The sequence below is a fragment of the Comamonas sp. 17RB genome, assembly GCF_030056555.1.
In the GTDB taxonomy this organism is placed as follows: Bacteria; Pseudomonadota; Gammaproteobacteria; order Burkholderiales; family Burkholderiaceae_C; genus Comamonas; species Comamonas terrigena.
In genome coordinates this window covers 554238-573466 of sequence record NZ_JASHHY010000001.1, presented here as the reverse complement: position 1 = coordinate 573466, position 19229 = coordinate 554238, and the positions used below count along the sequence as shown (strand labels likewise).

At 60.9% G+C, this 19229-nt stretch carries 22 protein-coding genes and 1 tRNA gene; 12 read left to right on the top strand and 11 right to left on the bottom strand.

The window, feature by feature from the left end; translation table 11 throughout:
• The first annotated feature begins 22 nt into the window (after nt 1-22).
• Nucleotides 23-304 (top strand): hypothetical protein, encoded by a 282-nt coding sequence (locus tag QM470_RS02425; protein WP_280025443.1) that lies wholly within the window; start codon nt 23-25, stop codon nt 302-304.
• 566 nt (nt 305-870) lie between these two features.
• Entirely contained in the window at nt 871-3093 is a 2223-nt protein-coding gene (locus QM470_RS02420) for an ankyrin repeat domain-containing protein (RefSeq protein WP_283338014.1), read from the top strand.
• A 177-nt stretch (nt 3094-3270) separates the two neighbouring features.
• On the opposite strand, the gene QM470_RS02415 is transcribed toward QM470_RS02420, so the two are convergent.
• The gene (locus tag QM470_RS02415) at nt 3271-3888 is read right to left on the bottom strand and encodes a LysE family transporter (RefSeq protein ID WP_283338013.1); all 618 of its coding nucleotides are present in this window, start codon (nt 3886-3888) and stop codon (nt 3271-3273) included.
• 66 nt (nt 3889-3954) lie between these two features.
• On the opposite strand from QM470_RS02415, the gene QM470_RS02410 reads away from it, so the two are divergent.
• On the top strand, nt 3955-4878 hold the full coding sequence (locus tag QM470_RS02410; RefSeq protein WP_283338012.1) for a LysR family transcriptional regulator: 924 nt from the start codon (nt 3955-3957) through the stop codon (nt 4876-4878).
• Nucleotides 4879-5015: 137 nt separating this feature from the next.
• On the opposite strand, the gene QM470_RS02405 is transcribed toward QM470_RS02410, so the two are convergent.
• Nucleotides 5016-5564, bottom strand: coding sequence for a hypothetical protein (locus QM470_RS02405; protein ID WP_283338011.1), 549 nt, complete (start codon nt 5562-5564; stop codon nt 5016-5018).
• Between the two features lie 224 nt (nt 5565-5788).
• On the opposite strand from QM470_RS02405, the gene QM470_RS02400 reads away from it, so the two are divergent.
• The 3 genes from QM470_RS02400 (at nt 5789) to QM470_RS02390 (ending at nt 8688) form a co-directional block, all read left to right on the top strand.
• Complete coding sequence (locus QM470_RS02400; RefSeq protein WP_283338010.1) at nt 5789-7003, top strand: acyltransferase family protein; 1215 nt, start codon at nt 5789-5791, stop codon at nt 7001-7003.
• 268 nt (nt 7004-7271) lie between these two features.
• Entirely contained in the window at nt 7272-8468 is a 1197-nt protein-coding gene (locus QM470_RS02395; RefSeq protein WP_283338009.1) for an aminotransferase-like domain-containing protein, read from the top strand.
• Nucleotides 8461-8688: a SlyX family protein gene (locus QM470_RS02390; protein ID WP_283338008.1), complete on the top strand. Its 228-nt coding sequence runs from the start codon at nt 8461-8463 to the stop codon at nt 8686-8688. The genes QM470_RS02395 and QM470_RS02390 overlap by 8 nt, the downstream gene beginning before the upstream one ends.
• A 330-nt stretch (nt 8689-9018) precedes the next feature.
• On the opposite strand, the gene msbA is transcribed toward QM470_RS02390, so the two are convergent.
• A complete protein-coding gene (msbA, locus tag QM470_RS02385; RefSeq protein ID WP_283338007.1) occupies nt 9019-10815 on the bottom strand; it encodes a lipid A export permease/ATP-binding protein MsbA in 1797 nt (598 codons plus the stop codon).
• Between the two features lie 138 nt (nt 10816-10953).
• Between msbA and tolB the strand changes: the two genes are divergently transcribed.
• The 5 genes from tolB to QM470_RS02360 all read left to right on the top strand — a co-directional run bounded on the left by tolB (nt 10954) and on the right by QM470_RS02360 (nt 14601).
• Nucleotides 10954-12276 (top strand): Tol-Pal system beta propeller repeat protein TolB, encoded by a 1323-nt coding sequence (tolB, locus tag QM470_RS02380; protein ID WP_283338006.1) that lies wholly within the window; start codon nt 10954-10956, stop codon nt 12274-12276.
• 53 nt (nt 12277-12329) lie between these two features.
• The gene (gene pal / locus QM470_RS02375) at nt 12330-12860 is read left to right on the top strand and encodes a peptidoglycan-associated lipoprotein Pal (RefSeq protein ID WP_280011111.1); all 531 of its coding nucleotides are present in this window, start codon (nt 12330-12332) and stop codon (nt 12858-12860) included.
• Between the two features lie 2 nt (nt 12861-12862).
• Nucleotides 12863-13630, top strand: a complete 768-nt coding sequence (ybgF, locus tag QM470_RS02370; protein WP_283338005.1) for a tol-pal system protein YbgF — start codon at nt 12863-12865, stop codon at nt 13628-13630.
• Complete coding sequence (locus tag QM470_RS02365) at nt 13630-14463, top strand: tRNA threonylcarbamoyladenosine dehydratase (protein ID WP_066532980.1); 834 nt, start codon at nt 13630-13632, stop codon at nt 14461-14463. The genes ybgF and QM470_RS02365 overlap by 1 nt, the downstream gene beginning before the upstream one ends.
• 62 nt (nt 14464-14525) lie before the next feature.
• Nucleotides 14526-14601, top strand: a tRNA-Lys gene (locus QM470_RS02360).
• Nucleotides 14602-14693: 92 nt separating this feature from the next.
• Here QM470_RS02360 and QM470_RS02355 read toward each other — a convergent pair.
• The 6 genes from QM470_RS02355 to QM470_RS02330 all read right to left on the bottom strand — a co-directional run bounded on the left by QM470_RS02355 (nt 14694) and on the right by QM470_RS02330 (nt 17471).
• Complete coding sequence (locus QM470_RS02355; RefSeq protein ID WP_283338004.1) at nt 14694-15047, bottom strand: DNA cytosine methyltransferase; 354 nt, start codon at nt 15045-15047, stop codon at nt 14694-14696.
• Between the two features lie 137 nt (nt 15048-15184).
• Nucleotides 15185-15475 (bottom strand): hypothetical protein, encoded by a 291-nt coding sequence (locus QM470_RS02350; RefSeq protein ID WP_283338003.1) that lies wholly within the window; start codon nt 15473-15475, stop codon nt 15185-15187.
• Entirely contained in the window at nt 15472-16344 is an 873-nt protein-coding gene (locus tag QM470_RS02345) for an SPFH domain-containing protein (protein ID WP_280011106.1), read from the bottom strand. The genes QM470_RS02350 and QM470_RS02345 overlap by 4 nt, the downstream gene beginning before the upstream one ends.
• A gap of 70 nt (nt 16345-16414) precedes the next feature.
• A complete protein-coding gene (locus QM470_RS02340) occupies nt 16415-16618 on the bottom strand; it encodes an H-NS histone family protein (RefSeq protein ID WP_283338002.1) in 204 nt (67 codons plus the stop codon).
• Nucleotides 16611-17042 carry a hypothetical protein gene (locus QM470_RS02335; RefSeq protein WP_283338001.1) on the bottom strand — a complete coding sequence of 144 codons (432 nt, stop codon included), beginning with the start codon at nt 17040-17042 and terminating at the stop codon, nt 16611-16613. The genes QM470_RS02340 and QM470_RS02335 overlap by 8 nt, the downstream gene beginning before the upstream one ends.
• Before the next feature lie 6 nt (nt 17043-17048).
• Nucleotides 17049-17471: a hypothetical protein gene (locus QM470_RS02330; RefSeq protein ID WP_283338000.1), complete on the bottom strand. Its 423-nt coding sequence runs from the start codon at nt 17469-17471 to the stop codon at nt 17049-17051.
• Between the two features lie 314 nt (nt 17472-17785).
• On the opposite strand from QM470_RS02330, the gene QM470_RS02325 reads away from it, so the two are divergent.
• On the top strand, nt 17786-18142 hold the full coding sequence (locus QM470_RS02325) for a hypothetical protein (protein ID WP_283337999.1): 357 nt from the start codon (nt 17786-17788) through the stop codon (nt 18140-18142).
• Nucleotides 18143-18290: 148 nt separating this feature from the next.
• Here QM470_RS02325 and QM470_RS02320 read toward each other — a convergent pair whose 3' ends face one another.
• Nucleotides 18291-18542, bottom strand: a complete 252-nt coding sequence (locus QM470_RS02320) for a hypothetical protein (RefSeq protein WP_283337998.1) — start codon at nt 18540-18542, stop codon at nt 18291-18293.
• A 141-nt stretch (nt 18543-18683) separates the two neighbouring features.
• Nucleotides 18684-19202, bottom strand: a complete 519-nt coding sequence (locus QM470_RS02315) for an MgtC/SapB family protein (protein ID WP_283337997.1) — start codon at nt 19200-19202, stop codon at nt 18684-18686.
• Nucleotides 19203-19229: the final 27 nt, after the last annotated feature.

The following is a 19229-nucleotide window of genomic DNA, read 5'->3' as shown; positions in this document are numbered from 1 at the left end:
CGTAAACGCGGGATAGCTCAAGATGTCGCTGGATGTGGAGCAATACCAGAAAAGCATCCAGAGCGCGCTCCGCTATACAGCCGACAAGCTGGACGCGCGGTCAGCGCTGGGCGACCAACGCTTACTTTACGTCGAGCAGCAGTCGCTGATCAGTCCGTTGCTCTGCAATCTGGTCAAGCGGATCACGCTCTACAAGTTGCTGGCGCAGGGCTTGCTGCATCTGTGTGGGAGGGATGGGCAGCCAATCACCAGCAGACTGATCAGTCACAACTGGTATAAATGGTCAGCTCAATTGAATTTTTAGCAACTTAAGCAGCGGACCCGCAAGATGTGCATGAGCCCTAGCAAAAAAAGAAAATTTTTTAGCTCTAGCGCGGTCGACAGAAAAGAGGCGGACTTCTAACCTTAGTTACGTTGCCACTTTGTGCAACGTCTATCAAGGAATGGAATAACTCAATGCCTAAAAAAAATGATTCTAAATCGACTCCAATGACCTCGGCGGCGCTCTCTCGTATTCATTCATCAGAAGCCAAGTCCGGTGGGGGTCAAGTCTCAAAGAGGTCCTTTACTTCGCGTGTACAACGCACACTTGCATCTAATCAAGAAAATTTAAAAGGTGGATCTAAGTAAGTAGGGGTGCGAAGGACTCGATCTTATACAAGGTTGAGTCCTCATCCTATGCGCTATAGCAAAGATCTATGCATTTAAGCTTTGGTGAATCAGTTAGTCACCAGCGGTTGGAAATTCAGCACAGAGAAAAAACAGAAAATTTCATGCACCATATGGCAAGATAGTTTCCTTGCCAAGAGTGCCTATTAATAGCCATGCACACCTGATTTTCAGACGAAATATTAAACGCATTTCATTGGTATGAAACCAAACCTTCCTCCGTACCCTAGACTTGGTGAGTGTATTCGTGCGCTCATAGCAGCTTTCGATATTTCAAAAATCAGCTCAGATGTCGGCCGCCTTGCACGCGAAGGTGATTTCGATTGGGCGAAAATTGATTCCATTTTCGAGGAAACATTAAATGCATCGAAAAAAATTGGCGGTGATCGGTTTGGGGATATTTTTGGAAAATGGATTTTTGAAATAAAGGATAGCTATACCAACCTCATCCTTGGTATATCGCTTGATAATTTGGATCGCAGCGACAGTCTGCCAATTCTAATTTCTGATTTCTTGCCTCCACATATTGCACGGCTATTGATGGATATGGAGGCGGCAATCCCAGGACCTGGTGTTTTAAATCTTCTAAATCCTGATGCGAACCCTGTTGATGTAGTGCTTTTATGGATTGATGAAACTTTAAACGTTCCTGCTGTAACTCTAATTTTCCCCGAAAGCACTAGTTCGCATAGGGTAGAAAAGGAAAAAATAAGAAAATGGAAAAATGGTGTCGATGAGCCATCAAGTCAGAGCATCTTGCTGTTTAGCTCTGCATTAAAAAGCGTTGCTGCGAATAAATTAATTACAGACACGGATTTTGTTTCGGAAAAATTATTAGGAGATGGGATTTCTGCATGGCTTTTAATTGCAGCAGCACTTGCTCGGCTAGAAAAAAAATCTCAGATCATAGTGCGTCCGCTAATAAAGAAGTGCCTAGAAGAAAATTTTTTTGCTGACGATACGTCATTTAAGCTTGCAAAAAAGGTGCAAGAGGTCGGTGAGTCTTGGCCAGAATTGCGGGAGCTGGGAGTGCAAGTCTGGAATGAGCTCTGGCGTACTACTGAGAAAAAAATAGGGGCTCAAAAGCGAACTTACGCTGCGATCGAGAGGCTGCAAACATTGGCTGAGCAACAAGACCCGAATGGAAAAACTGTCTACCACTACTTTTGGATGAGAGCTCGTTGGAGTGTACTTTCGGGTCAATATGAAGAAGCATTGGCTTTATACAAGCAGGCCTTTGATCTTGCGACATATCGCGCTGGAGCACAGACAAAGGAAATTATCCAGGAAGCAGTTTGCTTGGCTGGATTATTCGAAAAGAAAACGTTTCTAAAACAACTCAAAAATGTAGGTATTGCCGTTGGTCTTTTTCACAAAAATAAAGGAGAGCAAGCGTTTGAAGACTGGGAGTCAGAACAATTTTCCGAGCAACTTCTATACATATTTCCGATAACAGGACGCTTTCCAGAATCAATTCCCTCCTTGCTTAGAGATAAAGCCGATACGCATGAAATATGCCCGTTAAATGAACCTGATACGCTTAAGCCAGACCTTAAAAGACCTGATAGAGTGCGTGCTATAAATTATGCAGATGGTTCTGTATGCCGTTGGCCGCAGTTACGATTTTTTGTTGCGCAGAACAATTACGAAGCAGTTAATTCACTTATCACCGCTGGCGCCGACGTTAACCAGTTAGACAACAAAGGAGCTACAGCATTACTCGTGGCTATAAAACTGGCATTAAAAACGGGTGACCGAAGGGTATTAGATCGCTTACTCGTTCCTCCATATAAAAGTGAATCGCTGAATACCCCTACGCCACGGCAAAGAATAACACCTCTTTATAGAGCCATCGAATTAGGGGAGCCTGATGTAGTTCGGTGTCTTTTGCTTAAAGGTGCAAATCCTGATTGCCATTTTTTGCCTGATAAGCAAACGGCTCTTTATTATGCGGTTAGCTTGTTGTGGCGACTCACATATCCTAAGAGGCTGCATAAGCAATTACTTCAAAGAATGTTGGAATGCCCAGACCTTATGCAAAAAGACGTGCTGCGGCGTCATGGCGTCAACTCTGCTGGAATCTATGGAGAAAACCAAAAATTTCTTTATGAAAATTCAGAGCTACTTAATGAAGTTGTGAAAACCATTTTGGAGGATGAGTTAGGCCGGCATTCCAAGCCTAACATGATGCAAATTATTAGATGGCTTTTGATCGCTGGAGCAAATCCAAATGCAGGACATCAATATCCAGTTCCGGGGCGTACTCCACTTATGCTTGCTGCAGAGAGTAATCTGGTTCAAGTGTTCGCTTTGATGGTCGAAAAATTCGAAGGAAATCCATTGCAAAGAGATGCTGATGGTCAAGACAGCTATGATATTGCTAGGTCTTTTAATGCTTTGGATATAATGGCATATATGGGATGAAGCAATATTTATTCAATAGTTACTGAAGCTATATTAAGTTATGCATCCAGCTTGCCGGCCTGCGGCTCTGCGAACGGGTCAGCCTGGTCTCGCTCTACGAGGCGTGGGGAGCGGTGTGAGCAGGGGGCGGGAGTGGCTGGGACTGTGAAAATCGGCTGATTGTGGGGCAGCCATGCATCAGCGCGAGCCACTGGCCAGTCCCAGCAGGGCCCCAAAAACGATCAAGAGTCCGCCAAAGGCCCGGTCAATCCAGTGGCGCACGCCCAGCAGACGGGCACGCATGGCCCCGGACGAGAAACACAGCGCCAGCAAGGCAAACCACGCGATGTGCGCCACCGAAATGAAAATCCCGTAGCCAATTTGTACGCCCATCGGCGTGTCGGGCCGCACCACCTGCAGGAACAGACTCACGATAAACACCGTGGTCTTGGGGTTCATGGCGTTGGTCAGAAACCCGGTGCGCAAGGCCGCAAGGTCTGACATGGGCACCGCCTGCGTACCGTTCAGCTCGCCTGCAGGGCTGGATCTGAGCATCTTGACGCCAAGGTAGACCAGATAGGCCGCGCCCAGCAACTTGATGGCATTGAACAGCCACAGAGACTGCAGGATCAGCAGGCCCACACCCACCAGGGTGTAGGTGACATGGACCAGCACGCCCAGCCCGATTCCCAGCGCTGTCAGCACACCGGCACGCCGGGACAGCAGCAGGCTGTTGCGGGTGACCATTGCAAAGTCGGGCCCAGGGCTCACCACGGCGAGCAAGGTGATGGTGATCACAGCTATCAGTTCAGTCATTCCAGTTATATCCGCAGAATTGAAGATATAACCAATGCTATGGATACTTGAACTGAATGAATAACGATGTTTTCTGACAAGGATGGTGAGTCTGAATCACCATTGAGCGATGCGCGACTGCCTTCGCTGCTGGCACTGCGCTGCTTTGAAGCGGCAGCACGCCTGGAGCATTTCAGCCGTGCTGCCGATGAGCTGCATTTGACGCACGGGGCGGTCAGCCGTGCCGTGCGCCTGCTGGAAGAGGAATTGGGCGTGGCCCTGTTTGAACGGCGTGCCCGGCGGGTGTATCTGACCGGCGCGGGGCGTACCCTCGCGCAAGCGGTCAGCGGCGGCTTCACCCTCATGCGGAATGCGGTGGGCGAATTGCGCGCCAGCGCACGGCAGGAAAGACGCTGGGTGCTTTCCTGCGAGCCCACGCTGCTGATGCGCTGGCTCATTCCGCGTTGGCCGGACTTTCAGTCACGCCATCCGGAAATCGATGTCCATTTGGTGGCAGGCGGCGGTCCAGTCTCGTTTGCCAACGGTATTGACCTTGCCATACGCCGTGACGATTTCGCCTGGCCTGCGAGCTACCACGCGGCCCCGCTTTTTGCGGAAAGGGTCGGTCCGGTCTGCCGCCCTGATAAGGTGGCGACGTGGTGCACCACCAAGGGCAAAAAAGCGGCACTGGGCCCCAAAGCGCATCTGCTGCACACGCGCACCCGGCCGGGTGCGTGGCAGGACTGGGCCGCTGCCACCGGGCGGACCTTGGCTGCTGGAACGGGACAAAGCTTCGAGCATTTTTACTTCAGCCTGCAGGCAGCGGTTGCAGGCCTTGGGGTTGCCATCGGTTCCTGGCACATGGTGCGGGACGATATCGACAACGGTTTGCTGGCTGCGCCACTGGGCTTTGTGGAAGACGGTTCGCACTACTGCCTGCTTTCGCCGCATGCTCTGGATGCGCACAGCCCCCAGGCGTCGCTGCTGGAATGGCTGAGGCACATGGCGTGACCAGCGCACCCCGCAATACCGGGGCCGGCAAGCCCGCAAATGCAGATATGGCGCCCCATGGCCGAACGCAGTCGGCCACCCAACCGATGTCGGTAGGCATAGGCAGCACCTCAAGCGGTGTGCCACCCCGCCATGGCTCAAACCGCCGCTGTCAAAACGCTGCGCCGGATGGATGACAGGATTCTTTGGCGGATCAGCCCGCTGACGGGCCGGATCAGATACCAGTAGGGTGCGAATTTCTTGTGCGCGGCACCGCTCAGGCAGTGGACCCGGGTTTCGGTGGTGAGCCGGGTGCGGTCGTCGCCCAGCTGTTCCAGCTGGAAGCCGACGGTCAATTTGGCGAAGTCGGGCTGGTCAAACGCCAGGAACTCGGCGGCGGTGGTGAAAGGGTGCTGGCCGTAGTCCAGTTGCCAGAACTTGCCGATCAGACCGAACACCAGTTCCTCGTCGCCTTGCTGTTCCAGCACGGTGAAGTTCTGCATGCCAAAGCTGCTCGGGTTGACCTTCTTGCCTGACAGCGCGCCCAGCGCGCGCATGGGCAGTTCGCGCAGGGCAATCATCTGGCGGAAAAACGGGTCGCTGCCAGCGTCGTAGCTGCGCACGGCGGGCATCACTGCATGGGGAGGGGCGGGTATGTCCAGGGCGTGCCGCTCGCTGAATTGGTAGCTGCCGAGATAGTGGTCCATCAGTCTCACCAGAGCGCTCTCCCATGCGTTTCGAAAGCGCAAATCTTACAAGCGATGTGGGCCGGCCTTCCCGGTCGTGCAGCTCTGTCTGGCCTGGATGGGACCTTCGCGGGTTGCCGGGGCTGGGATTTTTGATCCAGGTCGTGGCCGGAGGAGGGCGGTGGCTGCGTGCCTGGGGCTGCCTGCTAGAGTGGGCCGCATTACAAGGACAGGGAGGCAGGCACATGACCCAGGCAGACGGCAGCCAGGACCGGCTGTATGCACTCGACAACCTGCGCGCCGCGATGATGTGGCTGGGCATCGTGCTGCATGTGGCGGTGATCCACATGGCCGGGGCGCAGCTGCTGCCCTGGCGCGACAACCAGACCACGCCGGCGGCCGATCTGCTGGTGGCCTTTATCCATGCGTTCCGCATGCCGGTGTTCTTTGTTCTGGCCGGGTTCTTTGTGGCCCTGCTGCTGGCCCAGCGTGGCGCAGCCGCCACCGTGCGGCACCGGCTGCGCCGGCTGGCCTTGCCGTTTGCGCTGTTCTGGCCGCCGCTGTTTGCTGCCTGCGCGGTGCTGGCCATGCTGTTCATGCACCGCATGGCGCGCGGCACCTGGGGGCTGGACCCGGGGCTGGCGCCCGCCGCCGAGGGCATGGCGGCGCACACCGGGCCCAATACCTTGCACCTGTGGTTTCTGTGGCTGCTGCTCTGGCTGAGCTTGCTCACCCCGCTGGTGCAGAAGGTGCTGCAGCGCTGGGCGCCCAATGTCGCCCCCGCGCTGGGGTGGTGGCTGGCTGCCATGGGGCGCACGCCCTGGGGTGTGGCCGTGCTGACCACGCTGCTGGCGGGCATAGGGGTGCAGTATGGCGCGGGGCTGGTCAGTCCCGGCAATGCGTTTGTGCCGCCCTGGATGGAGTGGGCGCACAACGACCTGTTCTATGTGTTCGGCCTGGCGCTGTATGCCCACCGACAGGTGCTGCTGGCGCACTATGTGCGGCGCTGGCCCTGGTATGGCGTGGCCGGGCTGCTGTGTTTTCTGGCGTCCGGCGGGGTGCTGGAGCAGGTGCCTGCCGATGCCCGCCAGACCCTGCCCATGGGCGTGCGCTGGGCGTTTTCCTGGGCGTACAACGCGGCGGCATGGTGCTGGAGCTTTGCGCTCATCGGCCTGTTCACGGCCCATCTGGGGCGGCACAGCCTGGCCATGCGCTACCTGGCCGATAGCTCCTACTGGGTGTACCTGGTGCACATGCCCATGACCATCGGCTTTGGGGCGTTGCTGTTTGGCCTGCCGTGGCCGGCCGGCGTGAAGATGCTGCTGAATATTGCGGCCACCACGGCGCTGAGCCTGGCCAGCTACCACTGGCTGGTGCGCTCCACCGCCGTGGGCCTGCTGTTGAACGGCAAGCGCCATGGGCGCGCTCCAGGCCCTGGTGCAGCATTGCCCACGGCCTGAGCCGGAGGGTGGCGGGGATGGGGATGGGCATGGGCGGGCGTGGGCCTGCACCGGCCGCTACGGGCCGCCCCTGCATCGCCGCTGGCGACGCGCGGGGTGCTGAACAGCGGGTACGGCCGGGCGTGGATATGTCGCCGTTCTGCGCGCAGTGGCGGCAGAAAGGCCGACAATGGTGTCCGTTGCCTGTGGCGGCGGGGGATGCCCGTTGCGCAGTGCGCCCCCATTCTTTTCCCCTTACCGACCCTCTTTTGACTGGAAGTCTGTCCCCATGCAATTCGCCGAGCGTCTGAATAACGTCGAAACCTCTGCCATCCGCGAGCTGTTCAAGCTGTTGGGCAAGCCGGGCATTGTCAGCTTTGCCGGAGGCTTTCCCGATGCGGCGCTGTTCGATGTGGAGGGCATGAAGGTCGCCGCCCAGGCAGCGCTGACCGAAGAGCCCGGTGCTGCCCTGCAGTACGGTGCCACCGAAGGCTACCAGCCGCTGCGCGAGCAGCTGGCCGGCTTCATGCACAGCAAGGGCGTGGCCGATGTGGCGGCCGATCAGCTGATCGTCACCACCGGCAGCCAGCAGGCGCTGGACCTGCTGGGCAAGACCATGATCTCCCCGGGCGACAAGGTGATTGTGGAAGGCCCCACCTTCCTGGCCACCATCCAGTGCTTCCGCCTGTATGGTGCGGAAGTCATCAGCGCGCCGGTGGATGCGCAGGGCGTGCAGGTGGATGTGCTGGAACGCCTGATCGTGGAGCACCGCCCCAAGCTGGTGTACCTGATCCCCACCTTCGGCAACCCCAGCGGTGCCACCTTGAGCCTGGAGCGCCGCAAGCGCGTGCTGGAGCTGGCGGCCCAGTACCAGGTGTTGGTGGTGGAAGACGATCCCTACGGCGATCTGTACTTTGACGCGGCGCCGCCCGCCAGCCTGCTGGCCCTGTCCAAGGATGTGCCGGGCAGCCGCGAATGGCTGGCGCATTGCGGGTCGCTGTCCAAGGTGCTGAGCCCCGGCCTGCGCATTGGCTGGCTGATTGCCAACTCCGAGCTGCTGTCCCGTGCCGTGATGTGCAAACAGTTCAGCGATGCGCACACCAGCACCTTTGCCCAGGCCACGGCGGCCCAGTACCTGAAGGCCGGCCACATGCCGGCGGCGCTGGCCAAGGTGCGCAAGGTGTATGCCGCCCGCGCCCAGGCGATGATGGATGCGCTGCGCAGCGAGCTGGGCGATGCGGTGGAATTCACGCCGCCCGCTGGCGGCCTGTTCCTGTGGCTGCGCCTGACCGGCGAGGGTGCGGACGCCGGTGCGCTGGCCAAGCAGGCGATCGAGCAGGGCGTGGCCTTTGTGCCCGGCGCGCCGTTCTTCAGCCAGAACCCGGATACGGCCACGCTGCGCCTGTCGTTTGCGACGGCCGATGAAGCCCGCATCCGCGAAGGGGTGCAGCGCCTCAAGCGCGCGCTGGAGGCCGTGCATGCCTGAGCAGGACCAGAACGCCGAGGACGCGCGTCTGATGGAGCTGGAGATCAAGCTCAGCTACATGGAAGACCTGGTGGAGCAGCTGAATGTGAGCGTCTACCGCCAGCAGCAAGCGATTGATGTGCTGGTGGAGGAGGTGCGCAATCTGCGCCGCCAGACCGCCCCGGCCGAAGGCGCCACGCACATGGCCAATCTGCGCGACGAGCTGCCGCCGCATTACTGACAGCCGACCTGGCAGCCAGCTCTGCTGGCCGCCTGCATCCCTGCTTGCGGGCGGGCTCGCTGGCAGAGGGTGAGCGGGCGAACCAAGCAGGGGGCTGCCGGTACCCACTGCCTGCGCACTCCCAAACCAGGAGCGGCTGTGGCACATGCACAACGGATGGCCGCTGTTTTTGTATCTGAAAGTCAGGTGCAGGGCGCGCAGACGGGGTGTGGTGGCGCTGCCGTCATGGCATGCCGCACCAGCAGTCTGCTGGCGGAATAGAAAAAGGCCCCGAGGGGCCTTTTTTTCATGGGCGCGGGATACGCCTGTGCAGGGCGTATCCGAGGGGGCTCAGTTGCCTCCGGCGTGGCCCGTATGGCCGGAAAGGGCCTGCAGGCGCGCATACAGGCCGCCGGCGGCCAGCAGTTCGGCGTGGGTGCCTTGTTCGGCCACGCGGCCGCGTTCCATCACCACCACGCGGTCGGCGTGTTCGATGGTGGACAGGCGGTGGGCAATGACCAGGGTGGTGCGGCCTTGCATCAGGTTCTGCAGGGCCTGCTGGACCAGGCGTTCGGATTCGGTGTCCAGCGCCGAGGTGGCTTCGTCCAGGATCAGGATGGGCGCGTTCTTGTACAGCGCGCGTGCAATCGCCAGGCGCTGGCGCTGGCCGCCCGACAGCTGGGCCGCGTTGTGGCCCACATTGGTGTGGATGCCTTCGGGCATGGCGCGCACATGGTCGCCCAGGTTGGCGGCTTCCAGGCTGGCCCAGATGCGGGCTTCATCCACCGTGGTGCCCAGGGCCACGTTGGCGGCAATGGTGTCGTTGAACATCACCACATCCTGGCTGACCATGGCGAACTGGCTGCGCAGATAGGCCAGGTCCCAGTCCTGGATGGGGTGGCCGTCCAGCAGGATCTGGCCTTGCGTGGGCTGCAGAAAACGCGGCAGCAGATTGACCAGCGTGGTCTTGCCGGCGCCCGAGGGGCCGACCAGCGCCACGATCTCGCCGGGTTGCACGGTGAGGTTGACGCCGTCCAGCGCAGGCGCCTTGTCCGGGCCGAAGCTGACGCCCACGTTCTGCACTTCAAAGTGGCCGGTGACGGGGGCCGGGCGCAGCGTGCCACCGCTTTCGGGCTGGCTCTGGTCCAGCAGGCCCAGGCCGCGTTCCAGCGCGGCCACGCCGCGGGTGATGGGGTTGGCCACGTTGGCCATGCGGCGCAGCGGGGCGATGAGCATCAGCATGGCGCTGATGAAGGCCACAAAGCTGCCCACGGTCACGTCCTGGCTGCCGGCGCCGCCGGTGCGGCCCTGCCACAGCGCGATGCAGATCACGGCGGACAGGGCGAAGGCGGCCAGCAGCTGGGTCAGCGGTGTCATGGCAGCCGAGGCGATGGTGGACTTGATGGCCATGCCGCGCAGCCGGCGGCTGAGGTCGAAGAAGCGGTTGAACTGCGCGGTCTGGGCGCCGTGCAGGCGCACCATGCGGTGGGCCAGCACGTTTTCTTCCACCACATAGGCCAGGGAATCGGTGGCTTCCTGGCTGTTCTTGGTGATGCGGTACAGGCGCTTGGACAGGGTCTTCATGATCCAGGCCACGCCGGGCACCACAAAGGCCACGGCCAGGGTGAGCTGCCAGTTCAGGTACAGCAGATAGCCCAGCAGGGCGATCAAGGTGAAGCCGTCGCGCGAAATGCTGAGGAAGGCGTTCACCAGCTGGGTGGCGCCGGTCTGCACCTCATACACCACGGTGTTGGACAGTGCGCTGGACGACTGGCGCGCGAACAGCGACATATCGGCCGACTGCACGCGCTGGAACAGCACTTCGCGCAGGCGCAGCATGCCGTCATTGGCAATCTGCGACAGCGCGTACTGGCCCACGAACTGGGCGATGCCGCGGATCAGGAACACGCCGATGATGGCCACGGGCACCATCCACAGCGACAAGGTGCCGTCGGTAAACCCGTTGTCCAGCAGGGGTTTGAGCAGGGCCGGAATCAGCGGCTCGGTGCCCGCGCCCACGAGGGTGGCCAGAATGGCCAAAACCCATGCAAGACGTTGGTTTCCAAAATAAGGTGCGATGCGGCGTAGCCGCTGGGTGAGCGTCAAATCGGTGGGGACTGACATTTTGGTGTGATCGGGTGTCTGCATGTGAGGGCGGATTCTACGGGGCCGTACTATGATGGCGGGATACACATGGACACAGGCATTTCCGTCTTCACTTCCATGCTCTGTGTGTAACATCACAATCTGGATGGCCGGGATGACCCTGGCACTTGATGGCTGACAATGACTATTGAACGTACACCAACCACCCCCTCTTTGACAGCGGCGGTGCCGCTGGCGTCACGCCGCAGCGTTCTGGCTGCCATGGCTTCTGTTTCTGCACTGCCAGCATTCGCCCAATTCCGCGTGGAAGTGACCGGGGTGGGCCTGACCCAACTGCCTATTGCGCTGCCCGCGTTCCGCGGCGAAGACACTGCGCCCCAAAAGATTGCCGCCATCATCAAGGCGGACCTGGAGCGCAGCGGCCTGTTCCGCAGCGTGGATGCCGCCGGCGTGCAGCTGGACGAAACCACCCGCCCGGACGTGGGCGTGTGGCGCCAGAAGGGCGCAGATTCGCTGGCCGGTGGCTCCATCACCCGCCTGGCCGATGGCCGCTATGACGTGCGTTTCCGCCTGTGGGATGTGGTCAAGGGCCAGGACCTGGGCGGCCAGGGCTATGCCGTGACGCAGGCCGATCTGCGCCTGGTGGCCCACCGCATTGCCGACTACATCTATGAAAAGCTGACCGGCGAGAAGGGCGTTTTCTCGACCCGCATCGCTTATGTGACCAAGGCCGGCAAGCGCTATGTGCTGTGGGTGGCAGATGCCGATGGCGAGAACGCCCAGTCGGCGCTGTCGAGCAACGAGCCCATCATCTCGCCCGCCTGGTCGCCCAACGGCAGCCAGCTGGCGTATGTGTCGTTCGAGTCGCGCAAGCCGGTGGTCTATGTGCACGACATCGCCTCGGGCCGCCGCCGCCTGATCGCCAATTTCCGCGGCTCCAACAGCGCGCCGGCCTGGTCGCCCGATGGCAGTTCGCTGGCGGTGACCTTGACGCGCGACGGCTCGTCGCAGCTCTACACCATCTCCGCCCAGGGCGGAGAACCGCGCCGCCTGATGCAAAGCAGCGGCATCGATACCGAGCCCGCTTTCTCCAGCGACGGCCGCACGATTTACTTTGTCAGCGACCGGGGCGGTGCGCCCCAGGTCTACAAGGTGGCCGCATCCGGAGGCGGCGCGCAGCGCGTGACCTTCAGCGGCAACTACAACATCTCTCCCAGTGTCAGCGCAGACGGCAAATGGCTGGCCTACATTTCGCGTGTGGGAGGAGGCTTCAAACTGCATGTGATGGATCTGGCATCCGGATCCGTGACGGCAGTGACCGATACGTCGGAAGATGAAAGCCCAAGTTTTGCCCCGAATAGCCGACTCATTGTCTACGCCACCAAGCAGGGCGGTCGTGAAGCACTCATGACTACAACGCTCGACGGAAAGATCAAGGCGCGACTGGCGGGTCAGAGTGGAGACATACGGGAACCCGACTGGGGTCCGTACCAAAAATACTGAGATCAGTACCTTTTTTCGCAACCTAAAACAAACCACTATTTGGAGAAAATCCAATGATCGATTTCAAACGTCTTTCCCTCGCAATGGCCGTCGTGGCCCTGATGGCTGGCTGCAGCTCCGGCGTGAAGCTGGATGACTCGGCCAACAAGGACGGCACGCTGGCTTCCGGCGGCGCCAACGGTGCTGGCACCGGTCAAAGCAGCGTGGCTGGCGTGGACCTGTCCGGTTCCGCTGCCAACGGCCAAGGCCCCGTGGGCGTGAGCCGCATCGTGTACTTCGACTTTGACAGCTACAGCATCAAGTCGGACGCACAAGCCCAGATCGAAGCCCACGCACGCTTCATGAAGGAAAGCGGCAACCGCAAGGTCGTGATCGAAGGTCACACCGACGAACGCGGCGGCCGTGAGTACAACCTGGCCCTGGGCCAAAAGCGTGCCGAAGCCGTGCGCCGTGCACTGGGCGTGCTGGGTGTGAACGACAGCCAGATGGAAGCTGTGAGCTTCGGTAAGGAAAAGCCTGCCGCCACCGGCAACACCGAAGACGCCTTCGCCCAAAACCGTCGCGCTGAGCTGTCCTACCGTTGATGATGTCTGCTAGCTCCGAACTCCGTCTGCCGCGCCTGCGTGGTGTGTGTGCCGCCGCTTTGCTGGCGATCACTGCAACCGCATCCCAGGCTGCCCTTTTTTCCGACGACGAAGCGCGCCGTGCCATCCTGGAGGTGCGCCAGCGCGTGGACGCCATGCAGCAGCGCCACAGCGACGAAATGTCGCAGGTGCGCCGCAGCGTGCTGGATCTGCAGCAGCAGATCGAGTCCTTGCGCTCGGACGTCGCACGTCTGACCGGTCAGAACGAGCAGTTGGTGCGTGAGGCGTCGGAGCTGCAGCGCAAGCAAAAGGACATGGCGCAAGGGGTCGATGACCGCCTGCGCCAGTTCGAGCCGGTTCAGGTGACGGTGGATGGTCAGCAGTTCACTGCCGACCCGGCCGAGAAACGGGACTTCGACGCCGCTCTGGCGCAGTTCCGTGGCGGCCAGTTTCCTGAAGCGCGCAAGGCGTTTGCCGCCTTCGTGAACGCCTACCCCAAGAGCGGCTACGTGCCCTCGGCCCGTTTCTGGCTGGGGAACACGCAGTACGCCGGGCGTGACTACAAGGAGGCGATTGCCAACTTCCGCTCCATGCTGGCAGCGGTTCCCAACCACGAGCGTGCGCCCGAAGCCACGCTGTCGATTGCGAACTGCCAGATCGAGATGAAGGACACCAAGGCCGCGCGCAAGACACTGGAAGACCTGCTGAAGGCCTATCCGAATTCGGAAGCCGCCGTGGCGGCCAAAGACCGTCTGGCGCGACTGAAGTAATGGGCGACAACCTCGCACAAGCGCTGCCGTCTTCGGCGGCGCTTTCTTTTTCCGAGACCCCGGAGGATGCCGATCTCCAGCGCCGCTTTGGCGGGCTGGAGCGGCTGTACGGGGTAGAGGGCGCTGCGCGCATTCGCGCCGCCCATGTGGTGGTGGTCGGCATCGGCGGCGTGGGTTCCTGGACGGCGGAAGCGCTGGCCCGCAGCGGCGTGGGCACCCTGACGCTGATCGACCTGGACAATGTGGCGGAGTCGAACATCAACCGCCAGATCCATGCGCTGACATCCACCGTGGGCATGGCCAAGGTGGACGCCATGCGCCAGCGGATTGCACAGATCAACCCGCACTGCGTGGTGCACTGTGTGGAAGATTTCGTGACGCCCGAGAACTGGCTGGAGCTGCTGCCCGCAGGCGCCCATGCCGTGATCGATGCCTGCGACCAGGTCAAGGCCAAGCTGGCCATGGCGGTGCATGCACGCAAGCGCCGCTACCCCTTCATTGCGGTGGGGGCCGCTGGCGGCAAGCGCCTGGCGCACAAGGTGGATGTGGACGATGTGTCCGCCACCACGCACGACCCCCTGCTGGCACAGCTGCGCTACCGCCTGCGCAAGGAATATGGCGCGCCGCGCGACGGCAAGAAGATGGGCGTGACCTGCGTGTTCAGCCGCGAGGCCGTGGCACCGCCCGATGCATCGTGCCAGCTGTCGCAGGGTGACGGCAGCCTGAACTGCCATGGCTATGGTTCCGTGGTGGCCGTGACCGCCACGTTCGGTCAGTGTGCGGCGGGCTGGGTGCTGGAGCAACTTTCTGCCGGATCTTCCAAGACCACCTAAATCTTCATGCTACAATCGAATTCTTCGCTGAACAAGACAACCTCTTGATTTGCAAGGCGTGTGGGTCTTTAGCTCAGTCGGTAGAGCAGCGGACTTTTAATCCGTTGGTCGCGAGTTCGAATCTCGCAGGACCCACCACAAATAGCAAGCCGCTACAGCTCTCAAAGTTGTAGCGGCTTTTCTATTTTATTCCCACGGTGGGAATATGCGTCACTTCAAAGAAGACCGCTTCACGACCTTGGAGCGGTCATAGACCCGGGCCGTCTTGGCCGAGTTCGCATGCAGCTCTGGCATGTCGTCTTTTCTTTGCGCTGTGTCGTGTAGTAGGCGCGCAGGTCGTGGAGGGTGAACCGTTTGGTGATTCGCCTTTCTTGATTGCCTGCCAGCATCAAATCGGTGGCGGGAACGCGGCTCCAGTCGGCCTGGTGCAGATCCCGGCACAGGTGGTCCGCAGCTGGATGATTGGCTGCGTGGTACTGCACAGCCACTAGCCAGTGGTTTGCAGCCCAGACAACCTGGGCGCCGGCCATGGCGGCACCGGTGCTGAATCCACCGGCACCGGCAAAGAGGTCGATTGCTTTCATGGGGCCCCAAAAAAGACAAAGCCCGCGCGGCTTGGGCCGGGCGGGCTGGGGTTCAGGGAAATCAGGACAGGCGCAAGGCCTGTGCTCATGCTCCTGGTGGGGACAGTGTCGCCCCGGCCGAAGCCAGGGCGACTGGTTTAGGGCTTGAAGTCCAAGCCGTTGTGCACAGCATCACGCATACGCTGGTCCCGCACATCACCGGGAACCGGCTTGCTGTTGCGATCCTCGATGCTGGCGCTGGACTCCGTGAAGGCCGGGACCTGGCTGCGCTGCACCGTGCCCTTGGGGGCATACGACGGCTGGGCCATGTTGTAGATGGCCGCCAGGGCCAAGGCGGCCAGGAAGATCCAAACCTTGCGCAGCTTGATGCCCAGCAACAGGCCGGCGGCCACCACAAGGTAGGGCAGAAGGTTCAGCAGCAGGATCATTTCAGCTTGACCATGGGGGTGGAGTCGCCCAGGGTGGTGGTGGGCAACTGACCATTCCACTTATCGATCCAGGCGCGCTGGTTCTCCAGCTTGCGCAGCTCCAGCACGCGGCCGTCCACCGACTGGGCCAGGACGGCTTGAGCCATGGCTTCAGTTTCCGCCTTCTCTTTTTCGATGGCGCGGTTCAGGCGGGCTTCCTGCAGCTCGCGCTCTAATTGGGCCTTGCTGATGGCCAGCTGAGCCTCTTCCTTCTGGATGGCTTCGCGGCGCTCGGCTGCAGACTCCTGGGCGTCGGTGATGATCTTGGGGTACTTGAAGTTCGTGATGCCCACATAGCGCACCGAGAACGGGGTGCGCGCCTCGATCACTTTACCCAGTTGCAGGCGCAGGTCAGCGTTGATCTTCTCGTTGCTCGAGGCAATTTCGCTGATGCTGAACTTGCTCAGGTACTCGCGCACCTCGGCCTGGATGATCTGGCTGGCGTAGGTGCGGTACACCTGCTCATTGCCAATCACAGAGATATCGCCATCATTGCCTTCAGGGCTGATCGCGTTGAACAGCTCGCCCGTCTTGGCCGGGTTGATGCTCAGCGTGGCGCGCACCGCGACGTCCAGGTTCAACTTGTCCTCGGGAATGAAGATGGACAGAGCTTCCTGGTAGGCCTTGTCCGAGACGTCCAGTAGGACGAGGCGGTCGCAGTAGGCCCAGCACGCGGAGAGGCGGAATTTGGACGTTGGGATCAGGGCCTCCTGGTAGCCGTCCTTGGTCATGATTTTGCCCACATGGGCGGGCGGCACTTCGACCTTGCTGCCGCAGGCGGCCAGGGTCGCCAGGGCAGCAACAGCCAAGAACAGTTTGAGCTTGCGCATAGTTCGCCGCCTCCTTCGCGGCATGAAAAAACCCGCTCGCTGCGGGTGATAAGGGGAACGGCGGCCGGTGTTATGCGGCCGCGGTGATCAGATAGGCCTCGCGGTCCTGACCACGAATCCACACTGGCTCCTTGCCGCGCCCGGTCCAGGTATCACCGGTTTCCGGGTTGCGGTACTTGGCCGGCACGCTGCCAACGGCGCGGGGCTTGTCCTTGCTGGCGCTGGGCGCCAGGTCGGCGGCGGTGATCCCGTGCTCGGCGCACAGCTCACGCACGGGTGGCCAGGGCCGTAGGCCGCGCGGCGGCGCGCTCGGTTTCGATCTTCTTGTCCAACTCGGCGCGCTGGGCCAGCAGTGTAAGGTAGGTGTTCATGGAGTTTCCAGGGTGGTGGTTAATCGGTTCCGCCGCCTTCGGTGTCGTCGGCGCGTTTGCGCTCGAAGGGGGGTAGGGTGCGGCCGTGGCCGGAGCCCCATTTGGGGCCAAGCGCAGCAATAGGGCTGCGCGAATCAGGCGCAGGGCATCTGCGGGGTAGATGCGTGCGGTGCGCAGCGGCTTGGCCGCCTCAGGCGGCAGGCCCTCGCAGACGGCCCGGTTATCCAGGGGCTGGAAACCCAGTTCCGCCAGCTGGGCCGCGTTGACGGTAGCGAAGTGCAGGGCCTCGTTGATCTGGCCCAGGGTGATGATGGCTGTGTGGTGCATTGGTGGTCAGGTGGGCTGTGCCCGGATGGCAAGGCCGGCCCAGGGGGAGGTGGTGGCCACGTGCGGCACGCCGGAAAGCTCGCGATAGGTCCGGTTCTGCCGGCAGGCGTGCACAACGCTGAAATTCCGTCCCAGCTCCCGCGCCGAGGTGTCTGTTTCGGTTTTGATGCGCAGCGCCTCTTCGTCGGTCAGCACCCGCAGGCCGCTGGCCTTTTTCTTTGCCAGGATGCGGTCTTTGCGCAGGGCATTGAGCACCGGGTTCATTTCGGCCATGGTCCGGGTCATGAGGGCAGAACGCGGCAGGTAGCGTGCGCAGTCGGGGCAAACGCAGGCACCGTTGCGGCAGGTGGCCGTCACAACCACCGTGCGGGGCGTGGTGCCGGCCGGTGGGCGCTTGTGCGTGCACAGCTCCAGCAGCAGGGTGCGCACGCGGATGTGACTGGGGGCCTGGCTACCAAGGCCAAACCGGCGATAAGGCATGGCCATCACCGGGCTGCCCGCGTCGATGGCGCCCTGCCAGGGCAACTTGGTAGGGCCGGTTTCTATGTGGAAAGCCCTGTAGGCGGGCAATGACGGAGCGCAGTGATTCTGGATACAGCACCCCCAGATCCGGGCTGCTGGCCAGTGCTGCAGGCCCAGGTAGTGTCGGCAGGGGCATGGTTGCCATGCGGTCTTCCACAAGAAAAACCCCGCAGTGGCGGGGTTGGGGAAGGGGTGAAAGCGGTGAACGGTGCGACGTGTGTATGCTGGATTGGGTCATCCACCCAATGAGTACCATGCGCACAAAAAGTCATTCACGTTTGCTTCCAGGCTATCTTTTGGGAGGCCATTCGCTGCGGACTGTGTTCTGGGGCGGTGTGGGTGGTTTCGCCGTCTGGCTTGCCGCCATGTACATCGCGGCCACCATGGTTCCGTTTCTCAAAGCCATGCTCTGGGGGTATTTCTTCGTCTTCATGTTCGCATGGTGGGCTGCGACCTGGAAGGCTGCCGACAGATACGCGGGCCCGGTGGTATGGCAGCGAAGCGCAAAGACCGTAGTGGTTGCGAAAGCACTGCTTTTGGCGTCACTGGTTCTGTACGGCGGCTTGGTGGGGCGTTAGCAGGCACACAGGGCCCCAGACCCGATAGCATGCTGCAGCACTGGATGGATGTGGCTGCTGGGATTGTTGGGGCGTGGCGTGGCCACGGGGCAGAAACAGAAATCCCCGCAAGTGGTGGGACTGGCGGAGCGGTGGTGTGGGAGGGCGTTCAGTGAGACTGCATGGCCTGTATCAGCCTGGTGGTCTCTGCGTCTATGTCTGCCTGGCTTTTGGCCCGTTGGGCCTTGGACAGCTGACGGGCCAGTTCCGCATCGCTGATGCCGATGGCTGCCGCGATACCTTCGCGAATCCTGGATGCGTCACGCTGGCTCAAAGCCAGCCCCTGTTTGGTCACGGGGCCCAAGGCGCGTATGAAGTCGGCCGAGTCGGCGTGGACGTTGTGAGGCGTGTCTCCGGTCATGTAACGAAGTCTCCATGTAGGCCGGCAAATCCCAGTATGGGTTTCCTTTTTAAAATGGGTCTGTGGGGCGGTGGGCCGGGGTTGTGCGGTCAGCCGGGGTGTCGGTTGTCAGCAAGGCCGATGTGTGGCCTGCAGCTTCGCTCAGGGCTGGTCTGATTTCGGTGTCTGTCTGGATACGCTGCTTTTGGTCAGCATGGGAATCACGCTCAGGATCAGGAGCGCAAAGATGGTGCTGATGACGGCGGTGGCCTCTTCACCCAGTCCTGCGCAGACGCCGATGGCGGCGGTGAGCCACAGTCCGGCGGCAGTGGTCAGGCCTTTGACATGGGGGGCTGCATTCTCGCCATCGGATTTCAGGATCGCTCCGGCACCGAGAAAGCCGACGCCCGTAATGACCCCTTGTACGACGCGTGCCGCATTCGCGGTATCCACCCCGGACTGCAGCGACACCAGCACGATCAATGACGATCCCATGGCCACCAGCATATGGGTGCGCAATCCGGCGGCTTTGCCGTTGGCCTCCCGTTGCCAGCCAAGCAGCCCGCCCAAGACGGCGGCCAGGAACAGGCGCACCACGATTCTGGTGGCCTGGGCAGCGTCTGGTACATCGGAAAACTCACTGGCAATGGTGCTGGTGATGGCGTTGAGCGTGTCATTCATGGATGGGTCCTTGGATGGGCGCACAAG

Coding starts and splice junctions, on each gene's coding strand:
- QM470_RS02320 (WP_283337998.1), bottom strand. CDS start 18,542: ATGACCGGAGACACGCCTCACAACGTCCACGCCGACTCGGCCGACTTC.
- QM470_RS02400 (WP_283338010.1), top strand. CDS start 5,789: ATGACCCAGGCAGACGGCAGCCAGGACCGGCTGTATGCACTCGACAAC.
- QM470_RS02335 (WP_283338001.1), bottom strand. CDS start 17,042: ATGCACCACACAGCCATCATCACCCTGGGCCAGATCAACGAGGCCCTG.
- QM470_RS02390 (WP_283338008.1), top strand. CDS start 8,461: ATGCCTGAGCAGGACCAGAACGCCGAGGACGCGCGTCTGATGGAGCTG.
- QM470_RS02395 (WP_283338009.1), top strand. CDS start 7,272: ATGCAATTCGCCGAGCGTCTGAATAACGTCGAAACCTCTGCCATCCGC.
- msbA (WP_283338007.1), bottom strand. CDS start 10,815: ATGCAGACACCCGATCACACCAAAATGTCAGTCCCCACCGATTTGACG.
- QM470_RS02350 (WP_283338003.1), bottom strand. CDS start 15,475: ATGATCCTGCTGCTGAACCTTCTGCCCTACCTTGTGGTGGCCGCCGGC.
- QM470_RS02405 (WP_283338011.1), bottom strand. CDS start 5,564: ATGGACCACTATCTCGGCAGCTACCAATTCAGCGAGCGGCACGCCCTG.
- QM470_RS02415 (WP_283338013.1), bottom strand. CDS start 3,888: ATGACTGAACTGATAGCTGTGATCACCATCACCTTGCTCGCCGTGGTG.
- QM470_RS02315 (WP_283337997.1), bottom strand. CDS start 19,202: ATGAATGACACGCTCAACGCCATCACCAGCACCATTGCCAGTGAGTTT.
- QM470_RS02425 (WP_280025443.1), top strand. CDS start 23: ATGTCGCTGGATGTGGAGCAATACCAGAAAAGCATCCAGAGCGCGCTC.
- QM470_RS02345 (WP_280011106.1), bottom strand. CDS start 16,344: ATGCGCAAGCTCAAACTGTTCTTGGCTGTTGCTGCCCTGGCGACCCTG.
- QM470_RS02325 (WP_283337999.1), top strand. CDS start 17,786: ATGCTGGATTGGGTCATCCACCCAATGAGTACCATGCGCACAAAAAGT.
- ybgF (WP_283338005.1), top strand. CDS start 12,863: ATGTCTGCTAGCTCCGAACTCCGTCTGCCGCGCCTGCGTGGTGTGTGT.
- tolB (WP_283338006.1), top strand. CDS start 10,954: ATGACTATTGAACGTACACCAACCACCCCCTCTTTGACAGCGGCGGTG.
- QM470_RS02410 (WP_283338012.1), top strand. CDS start 3,955: ATGTTTTCTGACAAGGATGGTGAGTCTGAATCACCATTGAGCGATGCG.
- pal (WP_280011111.1), top strand. CDS start 12,330: ATGATCGATTTCAAACGTCTTTCCCTCGCAATGGCCGTCGTGGCCCTG.
- QM470_RS02365 (WP_066532980.1), top strand. CDS start 13,630: ATGGGCGACAACCTCGCACAAGCGCTGCCGTCTTCGGCGGCGCTTTCT.
- QM470_RS02420 (WP_283338014.1), top strand. CDS start 871: ATGAAACCAAACCTTCCTCCGTACCCTAGACTTGGTGAGTGTATTCGT.
- QM470_RS02355 (WP_283338004.1), bottom strand. CDS start 15,047: ATGAAAGCAATCGACCTCTTTGCCGGTGCCGGTGGATTCAGCACCGGT.